Source organism: Halomonas sp. BM-2019 (genome assembly GCF_017584085.1).
Genome location: NZ_CP071922.1, coordinates 1,504,555 through 1,515,136, shown reverse-complemented (window position 1 = coordinate 1,515,136; position 10,582 = coordinate 1,504,555). Strand labels below are relative to the sequence as shown.

The window sequence follows — 10,582 nt, the reverse complement described above, 5'->3', positions numbered from 1 at the left end:
GAGAAGCGCCCCGGCGACCTGGCGGTGGCCTCGGTGCACTGGGGCGGCAACTGGGGCTACCGGGTGCCCGAGGCCCACCGGCGCCTGGCCCATCGGCTGATCGACGCCGGGGCCGACCTGATCCACGGCCACTCCTCCCACCACCCCAAGGGGCTCGAGCGCTACCGGGACCGGCCGATCCTCTACGGCTGCGGCGACCTGATCAACGACTACGAGGGGATCCGCGGCCACGAGGCATACTTCCCGGAGCTGACCGTGCTGGTGGGCGCCCGCTGGCATCCCGGCCGCCGCGAGTGGCTCGCCCTCTGGCTGACGCCGCTGCGCCGCCGGCGCCTGCGGCTCGAGCATGCCACGGCCGACGAGGCCGACTGGCTGGCCGAGACCCTCAATCGCCATGGCCCGGGCCCGACACCGGACGCCAGCCCGCCGCTTGCCCGCGGAGAGCAGGGCCGCCTGCACTGGGCACTGGATTAGGTTCTTCGCACTTTGGCGTGAACATGTTTGGCAGGTTTCATAGTGGGAGGCCGCGGTTCGACGTCTCGGCTTTGCCAGGCGAATGGAGGCCGAAGGACTCCCAGGCGGCTGGCGCAAGCGTAAACAACACCGCTGGGGCACCTTCGGCGCCATTCGTCGAGGCGTCGAACCGTCGGTGAACCCGAGCTCCCACAAGGCAGCTTCACGCTGATCTGCGATGAATCCTGGATTAGGCCTCTTCCTCCCTGGGTCGGTACGCCTTGATCAACCGCTGCTGCACGTTGTCCGGGGCCGGCTCGTAGTGGCTGAAGCGCAGGCTGTAGGTGCCGGCACCGCCGGTCATGGCGTTGAGCCGGCTGGGGTAGTCGAGCACCTCGGCGAGCGGCACCAGGGCCTGGAGGTTGACCTGGTCGCCCAGGGTCTGGGTGTCGAGGATGCGCCCGCGGCTCGCCGAGAGGTCGGCGGTGAGATCGCCCATGGCCGAGCCCGGGGCGTCGACGCCGAGCTCCGCCAGGGGCTCCAGCAGCAGCGGGCTCGCCTTGCGCACCGCGTCGAGGAAGGCCTTGCGCCCGGCGATCACGAAGGCGATCTCCTTGGAGTCCACCGGGTGGGTCTTGCCGTCCAGCACGGTGACCCGCACGTCCTGCAGCGGATAGCCCGCCACCGCGCCGCTGGCCAGGGCCTGGCGCACGCCCTTCTCCACCGCGGGCAGCAGCGACGAGGGGATGGTCCCGCCGCGGATGGTGTCGGTGAACTCGAAGCCGGCGCCGCGCGGCAGCGGCTCCACCTTGAGGAACACCTCGCCGAACTGGCCGGCGCCGCCGGTCTGCTTCTTGTGGCGGCAATGGCCCTCGGCGGGGACGGCGATGGTCTCGCGGTAGGCGATGGAGGGCGTGCTGGTTTCCACCTCCACCTTGAAGCGCTGGCCGAGGCGCTCCAGGGCGGTGCGCAGGTGCAGCTCGCCGAGGCCGCGCAGCACCGTCTCCTGGGTGACGGCGTCCTGGTCCACCGCCAGCCCCGGGTCCTCCTCCACCAGCTTGCCCAGGGACTCGGAGAGGCGCTGCTCGTCGCCGCGGCGGGTGGCGGCGATCGCCAGCCCGAACACCGGGGCCGGCAACACCACCGGCCGCAGGCGGATATGGTCCTCGTCGTGGGAGTCGTGGAGCACGCTGTCCAGCGTCGCCTCCTCCACCTTGGTCAGGGCGCAGAGCTCGCCGGGCCCGCAGCGCTCCACCTCCCGGGTCCGGCGCCCCTCGAAGCGGAACAGGGTGCCAACCCGGAAGGCCTTGCGCGCCTCCCCCGCGAAGAGCCGGGTATCGCGGCTGACGGTGCCCTGGTGGACCCGGAACAGCGCCACCTTGCCGAGATAAGGGTCGTGCTCGATGCGCACCACATGGGCCAGCACATGGGCCTCGGGATCCGGGCGCGCCATGAACGCCGTCTCGCCCTCCTCCTCGAGGCGCAGGAAGGGCGGCGGGTTGCCCTCCAGGGGATTGGGCATCAGGCGCTCGAAGACGGTGAGCAGCTCCGCCACCCCGGCGCCGCTGGCCGCCGAGACGAAGCACACCGGGATCAGGTGGCCCTGGCGCAGCGCGGCCTCGAAGGGGTCGTGGAGCTGGCTCGGCTCCAGCGCCTCGCCCTGCTCCAGGTAGAGCGCCATCAGCTCCTCGTCCAGCTCCACCACCTGGTCCACCAGCCTCTCGTGGGCCTCGGCCACCGAGGCGAAGTCCGCCTCGCCGTCCGGGGAGAAGAAGCAGTCCACCACCCGGCTCGCCCCCTCGGCAGGCAGGTTGAGCGCCAGGCACTCGGGGCCGAAGCGCTCGCGCAGGGCCTCCAGCAGGGCCGGCAAGCGCCCGGGGGCGGCATCGATGCGGTTGACCACGACCAGCCGGCACAGGCCGCGCTCCTCGGCCCACTGCATCATGCGGCGGGCCCCAGCGTCGATGCCACGCTCGGCATCGATCACCACCGCCACCGTCTCCACGGCGGGCAGGATGGAGAGGGCCGCGCCCTGGAAGTCGGCGTAGCCGGGGGTGTCGATCAGGTTGATCCAGGCCTCCCCCCAGGGCAGCCCCAGGGGAGTGGCGGTGATGGAGTGCTCCAGCGCCGCCTCCTGGGCCTGGGCATCCCCCAGGGGCGCCCCCTTGCGGTGGTTGGCGGCCTCCTCGACCCCGGCCGCGGCCAGCAACGCCTCGGCCAGGCGGGTCTTGCCCACCCCGGCCTGGCCGGTCAGGGCGATGTTGCGGATTCGCTCGGGGCCTCTTGCATCGTCGCTCATCGGCTTCCCCTCCAGGCGGTAGCGGCCTTTGAAGGGTAGCAGGCAAGGCTCCCCCCTGAACGGCGGCGACTTGCTTTTGGCTCCCCACCGCCTACGCTGCTGTCACGCAGCGGCCGAGCCGTCCCCCCTCATCCAGCCGGAGTTCCCCATGTCCCTCTCCCCCTTCCACCTGGCGATTCCCGTCCACGACCTGCCCGCGGCCCGCGCCTTCTACGGCGAGGTGTTCGGCCTCGAGGAGGGCCGCTCCAGCGAGCAGTGGGTCGACTTCAACTTCTTCGGCCACCAGCTGGTGATCCACGAGCACCCGAAGATGCCCTATCAGGAGCAGGCCAACACCAACCCGGTGGACGGCCACGACGTGCCGGTGCCGCACTTCGGGGTGGTGCTGGGCTGGGCGGAGTGGGAGGCCCTGGCCGAGCGGCTCAGGGCCCGCGGCACCGAGTTCGTGATCGAGCCCTACGTGCGCTTCCAGGGCCAGGTGGGCGAGCAGGCCACCATGTTCCTGCTCGACCCCTGCGGCAACGCCCTGGAGTTCAAGGCCTTCAAGGACATGGGCCAGCTGTTCGCCAGATAGAACCAGCGGCGCAAGGCCGGCCAGACGCACTGCGGCCGTGGCAGGGATGCCACGGCCGCGGTCGTCTCACCAGAGGGACACGCCTGAATCAGAAGTTCGGCTTGCGCTTCTCGACGAAGGCACTCATGCCCTCGGTCTGCTCCTCGCCGGCGAAGCAGAAGGCGAACAGCGCGGTCTCCAGCGCCAGGGCGCTGTCGAGGTCCTGGTCCATGCCGTCGTGGATCGCCTGCTTGGCGGCGCGCACCGACTGCGGGCCGTTCCCGCCGAGCTGCTTGGTGAGCTCCTCGGCGTAGGCCTCGAGCTCGCTCTGGGGCATCACCCGGTTGACCAGGCCGATGCGCAGCGCCTCGGCGGCATCGATCTTGCGCCCGGTGGTGCAGAGATCAAGGGCCAGGGCCGGGCCGACCCGGCGCGGCAGGCGCTGGGTGCCGCCGAAGCCGGGGATCACGCCCAGCAGCACCTCGGGCTGGCCGAAGATGGCGTTGTCGCTGGCCACCGCCCAGTCGCAGGCCAGGGCCAGCTCGCAGCCCCCACCCAGGCAGAAGCCGTTGACCAGCGCCACGGTGGGCACCGGCAGGGTCTCCAGGCGCTTCAGGGTGGCGAGTGCCTGGCGGGCGAAGGCGCGCGCCTCCTCCGGGGTCTTGGTGCGCATCTCGGCGATGTCGGCACCGGCCACGAAGGACTTCTCGCCGGCGCCGGTGATCAGCACCGCGCGCAGGTCGTCGCGGCCCTCCAGCTCGGCCAGCACCCGTTCGAGCTCGCTCAGCACGTCGCTGTTGAGGGCGTTGAGCGCCTTGGGGCGGTTGATGGTCAGGCGCACGATGCCGGCGTTGTCGACCACCTCGATCAGCTGCTCGCTCATGGGGGACTCCTTGGCTTGTTGTTCAGTGGATGTTCGAGACGATAACGCCCAACCCTAGCGAACGCTTGGTTGGTCGGCAATCCCCTCTTTTGTCTGGCTGTTCGGAGATTGGCGTGAAATTACCCCGTGGGAGCTCGGGTTCCCCGAGCGAATGGCGGCGAAGGCGCCTCGGCGGTGCTACCTGTGTTGAAGCCAGTCGTTTAGGAGTCCTACGGCCTCCATTCGCCCGGCAAAGCCGGGCTCCCACAGTGCGCCTCCTGCAGAACAGGTTCACGCCAAAGTGCGATGAACCTTTTGTCTGGCGGTCGGGCGACCCTAGGCCAGGCTGACCACCACGCGTCCCCGCACGCGGCCGGCGAGCAGCTCCTCGGCCGTGTCGATGGCCTCGTCGAGGCCGATGGTCCGGGTGATGGCATCCAGCTGGGCGGGGTCGAGCAGCTCGCCCAGCCGACGCCAGGCCTCGAGGCGATCGGCCCTGGGCCGCATGACGCTATCGATGCCGGCCAGGGTCACGCCGCGCAGGATGAAGGGGGCCACCGTGGCCGGTAGGTCCATGCCCTGGGCGAGCCCGCAGGCGGCGACGACCCCGCCGTAGCGGGTGCCCGCCAGCACGTTGGCCAGGGTGTGGCTGCCCACCGAATCGATGGCGCCGGCCCAGCGCTCCTTGGCCAGCGGCCTGCCCGGCTCGGAGAGCTCGGCGCGGTCGATGATCGCCTGGGCCCCCAGCCCCTTGAGGTAGGCCTCCTCCTCGGGGCGCCCGGTGGCGGCGATGACCCGATAGCCCAGCCTGGAGAGCAGGGCGATGGCGTAGCTGCCCACGCCGCCGCTGGCGCCGGTCACCAGCACGTCCCCGTGGTCCGGCTCGAGCCCCTGGCGCTCCAGCGCCATGACGGCGAGCATCGCCGTGTAGCCCGCGGTGCCGATGGCCATGGCCTGGCTGGCGGTGAAGGCCGAGGGAAGAGGAATCAGCCAATCGCTCTTGAGGCGCGCCTTCTCGGCCAGCCCACCCCAGTGGCCTTCCCCCACGCCCCAGCCGTTGAGCAGGACGCTGTCGCCCGGCTTGAACTCATCGGCGCTCGAGGCCTCGACCGTCCCCGCCAGGTCGATCCCCGGCACCATGGGAAACTGCCTGACCACGGGGCCCTTGCCGGTGATGGCCAGGGCATCCTTGTAGTTGAGGGTGCTGCACTCGACCCGCACGGTGACGTCGCCCTCCGGGAGCCGGGACTCCTCCAGGGACTGGACCCCGACGCGCTGGGCGTCGTCCGACTTCTCGATCACTATCGCCTTGAACATCGTGCTTCTCCCTTTAGCCCGGTCGTCTATTTAATGATCTGAGACAGTGGCTACCTCGGCAGTCCTTCCAGATAGCACTGAAGAAAGACCTCCATGGGGCGCACGCTGCGCTCGAGCCGGGCGCGCATAACGGCGCCTTCCCAGCCTATCCAGAAGGCCTCGGCAAGCCGATCTCCATCGGCGCTGGCGGCGAGTTCCCCTGCTCCCTTGGCCTCTTCCAGACAGCGCGCGAGCCGCCACTGCCAATCCTCCAGCGTTTCCCGAAGCCACTGCCGGTAGGCCTCCGGCAGGCTGCCGACCTCCTGACCCAGGTTGCCCACCAGGCAGCCCCGCCGGAAGTCGTGGCGGGCCATTCCAGCCTGGGCGTCCTCGACGAAGGCTTCCACCCGCGCCAGAGGCGACAGCGCGTCGTTGAGCAGGTGGCGATCCAGCTTGTGCGCAAAGTAAGCCCCGTAGTGGGCCATCACGGCTCGGCCGAAGGCCTCCTTGCTCTCGAAGTAGTAGTAGAAAGAGCCCTTCGGGACCCCTACGCGCCGCAGGATGCCGTCGATCCCTGCGGCCAGGAAGCCCTGTTCGGTCAGCACCTCGGTGCCGCTCTGAATCAGGGCGGCACGGGTGTCCTGATCATTGCGGGGCACCTTGGGCGGCCGGCCACGCCGACGCTTGACACTGGATACGCTGGACTGGGTCATGCCCATAATATAGACCACTCGTCTACAAAATAACAAACCCGTGCCGGAGGCAGCTGCCCGAGAGCTCGATCACGCCTGATCGGTCAGAGCATCTTGCCGATCCTGGTAGCGATGACAGGGTCGGCGCGCCGCCTGTATCGACGCGCCTGGCATGCCAAACCGGCCCGGGTACCTTGCCACGCCCGGGCCCGGCCATCGCGGGAATGGCCGGGCGCTGGGCTTGGGGGGCCTACGGCAGGGCGGGGCCTACTGGTAGACGTGGAAGCCGCGGCCGGTCTTGCGACCCAGGTAGCCGGCGGCCACCATGCGCTTGAGCAGCGGGCAGGGGCGGTACTTGGGGTCGCCGAAGCCCTCCTGCAGCACCTCCATGATGGAGAGGCAGACGTCCAGGCCGATCAGGTCGGCCAGCGCCAGCGGCCCCATGGGGTGGGCGGCGCCGAGCTTCATGGATTCGTCGATGTCTTCGGCGCTGGCCACCCCCTCCTGGAGCAGGAAGGCCGCCTCGTTGATCATCGGCACCAGCAGGCGGTTGACCGCGAAGCCGGGGGAGTCGGCGATGGCCACGGCGGTCTTGCCCAGCGCCTCGGTGAGCGCCTCGATGCGCGCCACGGTGGCGTCACTGGTTTGCTCGGCGCGGATCACCTCGACGAGCTTCAGCACCGGCACCGGGTTGAAGAAGTGCATGCCCACCACCCGCTCGGGGCGCTCGCACACCGCCGCCAGCCGAGTCAGCGACAGCGAGGAGGTGTTGGAGGCGAGGATCGCCTCGTGGGTCAGGCGGCTCAGGTCGCGGAACAGCTTCTCCTTGAGCGCCGGTTGCTCCGGGGCGGCCTCGATGATCACCTCGCAGTCGCGCAGGGCGTCCAGGGCGGTGGAGGTGGCCAGGCGCGCCAGGGCGGCGTCCTTGTCGGCCTCGCCGAGCTTCTCCTTGGCCACCAGCTTGCCCAGGCCCTTGTCGATGGCACCGCGGGCGCGCTGGAGCTGCTCGTCGGCCACGTCGTAGAGCTGCACGGCGAAACCGCTCTGGACCAGCACCTGGGCGATGCCCTGTCCCATGGTGCCGGCGCCTACCACGCCGATCGCTTGCTCACTCATTGCACTCTCTCCTTGGTTTTTTCCGGCCGGGTCGATCACTGCTTGCGCGCCTCTTCGCGCAGCACGAACTTCTGGATCTTGCCGGTCGAGGTCTTGGGCAGCTCGGTGAAGATCACCGTCTTCGGCGCCTTGAAGTGCGCCAGGCGCTCGCGGCAGTGCGCGATGATATCCGCCTCGGTCACCTCGCCGTAGCCTACCTTGAGCTTGACGAAGGCGCAGGGGGTCTCGCCCCACTTCTCGTCGGGCTTGGCCACCACCGCGGCCTCCTCCACCGCCGGGTGCGAATAGAGGGCATCCTCCACCTCGATGGTGGAGATGTTCTCGCCACCGGAGATGATGATGTCCTTGGAGCGGTCCTTGATCTCGATGTAGCCGTCCGGGTGCCACACGGCCAGGTCGCCGGTATGGTACCAGCCGCCCTCGAGGGCCTGCTCGGTGGCCGCCGCGTTCTTCAGGTAGCCCTTCATCACGTTGTTGCCGCGCATCAGCACCTCGCCGATGGTCGTGCCGTCCTTGGGCACCGGCTCCAGGGTATTGGGGTCGGCCACGCAGAGCGCCTCCAGCATGTGGTAGCGCACCCCCTGGCGAGACTTGAGCCTGGCCCGCTCCTCAGCCGGCAGCTCGTTCCAGGCCTCGCGCCAGGCGCAGGAGGTGACCGGGCCATAGACCTCGGTGAGGCCGTAGACGTGGGTCACGTCGATGCCGAGGCGCTCCACGCCGGCAATCACCGAGGCGGGCGGCGCGGCGCCGGCGGTGGTGACCTTCACGGCGTGATCGAAGTCCCGCTTGTCGGCGTCCGGCAGGTTGACCAGGCCGTTGAGCACGATGGGCGCGCCGCTGAAGTGGGTGACCCCCTCGTCGGCGATCAGGTCCATGACCCGCTTCGCCTCCACCTTGCGCAGGCAGACGCTGGTCCCGGCGGCGGCGGCGATGGTCCAGGGGAAGCACCAGCCGTTGCAGTGGAACATCGGCAGGGTCCACAGATAGACCGGGTGGTGGGGCATCGCCCACACCAGGATGTTGCTGGTGGCGTTCAGGTAGGCGCCGCGGTGGTGGTAGACCACCCCCTTGGGCTTGCCGGTGGTGCCGGAGGTGTAGTTGAGCGAGATCGCCTGCCACTCGTCCTCGGGCAGCCGGTAGGCGTAGTCGGGATCGCCCTCCGCCAGCAGCGCCTCGTACTCGAGCTCGCCGATGGCGCGCCCCTCGGGCAGGAACTCGGGGTCCGCCACGTCGATGATCAGCGGCTTCTCGTCGAGCCTGGCCACCGCCGCCTCGATGACGTCGGCAAACTCCGGGTCGACCAGGATCGCCTTGGCCTCGCCGTGCTCGAGCATGTAGGCGATGGCCTCGGCGTCCAGGCGGATGTTCAGGGTGTTGAGCACGCCGCCCGCCAGGGGCACGCCGAAGTGGGCCTCGAACATGGCCGGCACGTTGGGCAGCATCGCCGCCACCGCCTGGCCGGGCCGGATGCCGCGCCGCTCCAGCGCCGAGGCGAGACGTCGGCAGCGCGCCCAGGTGGTGCCCCAGTCGCGGCGGATCTCGCCGTAGACCACCGCCGGGTAGTCCGGGTAGACCGAGGCGGTACGCTCGATAAAGGTCAGCGGCGACAGCGCCACGTGGTTGGCCGCAGTCTTGGGCAGGCCCTGTTCGAAGATGTCCTGGCTCATGCTTGGCTCCGTGATCTGGCGCTTGGCCATGGAGGGGGGTTGTCTGGGCAAGGGTGTCGAGACCCGAAAGGCCGCCGCCGGCGCGGGGCCGGCGGCGACGAAAGCGGGGCTAGAGGGCGGCGGCGTCGAAGACGGCCAGGCTCGCCATGCCGGCCTCGATCACCGCGCGCTGGGCGCGGCCCACCGGCAGCCACTGGCGAATGGCGTAGTCGGCGCTCTGCAGCTTGGCCTGATAGAACGGCTCATCACGGCCGTTGGCGATGGCCGCGCTGGCCTTGAGCGCCGCCTGGCCCATCTGCCAGGCGCAGAGCACGTGGCCGGCCAGATTCAGGAAGGGGGTGGCGTAGGCCTGGACGGCATCGGCGCCCTGCTCCGGGTCGGCGCCCGCCTCCAGCACCACGGCCATGGCGGCGCGCAGGTCGGCGGCTCCGCCGGCCAGGTTCTCGCCCAGGGCGGCGTGCTCGGGGCTGGCCCTGAGCGCCGCGGCGGTGGCCGCCACCTGGTCGATCAGGCCCTCGAGGGCCGCGCCGCCGTCGCGCTGCAGCTTGCGCCCGGCGAGATCGAGGGCCTGGATGCCATTGGTGCCCTCGTAGATGGGGGCGATGCGGGCGTCGCGCAGCAGCTGGGCGGCGCCGGTCTCCTCGATGAAGCCCATGCCGCCGTGCACCTGGATGCCCAGGGAGGCGATCTCCACGGCCTGGTCGGTGGAGAAGGCCTTGACCACCGGGATCAGCACCTCGACCCGAGCCTGGGCGGCGGCGCGCTCGGCGTCATTCGCGGCGTGGCGGGCCAGGTCGAGCTGGGCGGCGCAGTAGAGGGCCAGCGCCCGCAGCGCATCGGTACGCGCCCGCATGGCGAGCAGCATGCGGCGCACGTCCAGGTGGTCGCTGATGGTGCAGTCGTCACGGCCGGAGCGCGGGCTGCGCCCCTGGGTGCGCTCCAGGGCGTAGGCGAAGGCGTGCTGGCAGGCGCGCTCGGCCACGCCGATGCCCTGGATCCCCACCTTGTGGCGCGCCTCGTTCATCATGGTGAACATGTGGTTGAGGCCTCGCCCCTCCTCGCCCACCAGGTAGCCGATGGCGCCGTCCTTCTCGCCGAAGCTCAGGGTGCAGGTGGGCGAGCCGTGAATACCCAGCTTGTGCTCGATGGAGGCGCAGGTGACGTCGTTGCGCTCGCCGAGCGAGCCATCCTCATTGACCAGGGGCTCATTCACCAAGTACTTCGGCACCAGGAACAGCGAGATGCCCTTGTTGCCCTCGGAGGCATCGGGGGTGCGGGCCAGCACCAGGTGGATGATGTTCTCGGCGGCGTCGTGCTCGCCCCAGGTGATGAAGATCTTCTGGCCGAACAGCCGGTAGCTGCCGTCCTCCTGGGGCACGGCACGGGTACGGACTTTCGACAGATCCGAGCCGGCCTGGGGCTCGGTAAGGTTCATGGTGCCGGTCCAGGTGCCTTCGACGAGCTTCGGCAGATAGGTGGCCTTCTGCGCCTCGCTACCGTGGTGGGCCAGCGCCTCGATGGCCCCGGCGGTGAGCATCGGGCAGAGCCCCAGCGCCATGTTGGCGCCGTGGAGCATCTCCTGCACGGCGCTGGCCACCACCTCGGGGAGGCCCTGGCCGCCCAGCGCCTCGGGCACGCCGATAC

Annotated in this window: 9 protein-coding genes; 2 read left to right on the top strand and 7 right to left on the bottom strand. The window is 70.1% G+C overall.

Annotated features, from left to right (window positions below; all coding sequences use genetic code 11):
* Positions 1-474, top strand: a 474-nt coding sequence (locus J5F18_RS07630; protein ID WP_346301674.1) for a CapA family protein, incomplete at its 5' end; no start/stop codon positions are given.
* Between the two features lie 229 nt (positions 475-703).
* Here J5F18_RS07630 and fusA read toward each other — a convergent pair.
* Complete coding sequence (fusA, locus tag J5F18_RS07625; protein WP_346301673.1) at positions 704-2,752, bottom strand: elongation factor G; 2,049 nt, start codon at positions 2,750-2,752, stop codon at positions 704-706.
* A gap of 148 nt (positions 2,753-2,900) precedes the next feature.
* Here fusA and J5F18_RS07620 point away from each other — a divergent pair, with 148 nt between their 5' ends.
* Positions 2,901-3,326 (top strand): VOC family protein, encoded by a 426-nt coding sequence (locus J5F18_RS07620; protein WP_346301672.1) that lies wholly within the window; start codon positions 2,901-2,903, stop codon positions 3,324-3,326.
* Between the two features lie 88 nt (positions 3,327-3,414).
* Here the strand turns inward: J5F18_RS07620 and J5F18_RS07615 are convergent, their stop codons facing one another.
* From J5F18_RS07615 to J5F18_RS07590, 6 genes are all read right to left on the bottom strand, one after another.
* Entirely contained in the window at positions 3,415-4,188 is a 774-nt protein-coding gene (locus J5F18_RS07615; RefSeq protein ID WP_346301671.1) for an enoyl-CoA hydratase-related protein, read from the bottom strand.
* A 315-nt stretch (positions 4,189-4,503) separates the two neighbouring features.
* Positions 4,504-5,484 (bottom strand): MDR family oxidoreductase, encoded by a 981-nt coding sequence (locus J5F18_RS07610; protein ID WP_346301670.1) that lies wholly within the window; start codon positions 5,482-5,484, stop codon positions 4,504-4,506.
* A gap of 50 nt (positions 5,485-5,534) precedes the next feature.
* Positions 5,535-6,182 carry a TetR/AcrR family transcriptional regulator gene (locus tag J5F18_RS07605; protein WP_346301669.1) on the bottom strand — a complete coding sequence of 216 codons (648 nt, stop codon included), beginning with the start codon at positions 6,180-6,182 and terminating at the stop codon, positions 5,535-5,537.
* 240 nt (positions 6,183-6,422) lie between these two features.
* Complete coding sequence (locus J5F18_RS07600; protein WP_346301668.1) at positions 6,423-7,271, bottom strand: 3-hydroxybutyryl-CoA dehydrogenase; 849 nt, start codon at positions 7,269-7,271, stop codon at positions 6,423-6,425.
* 35 nt (positions 7,272-7,306) lie between these two features.
* Entirely contained in the window at positions 7,307-8,938 is a 1,632-nt protein-coding gene (locus tag J5F18_RS07595) for an acyl-CoA synthetase (RefSeq protein ID WP_346301667.1), read from the bottom strand.
* Between the two features lie 109 nt (positions 8,939-9,047).
* On the bottom strand, positions 9,048-10,582 hold a 1,535-nt coding region (locus J5F18_RS07590; RefSeq protein WP_346301666.1), incomplete at its 5' end, for an acyl-CoA dehydrogenase.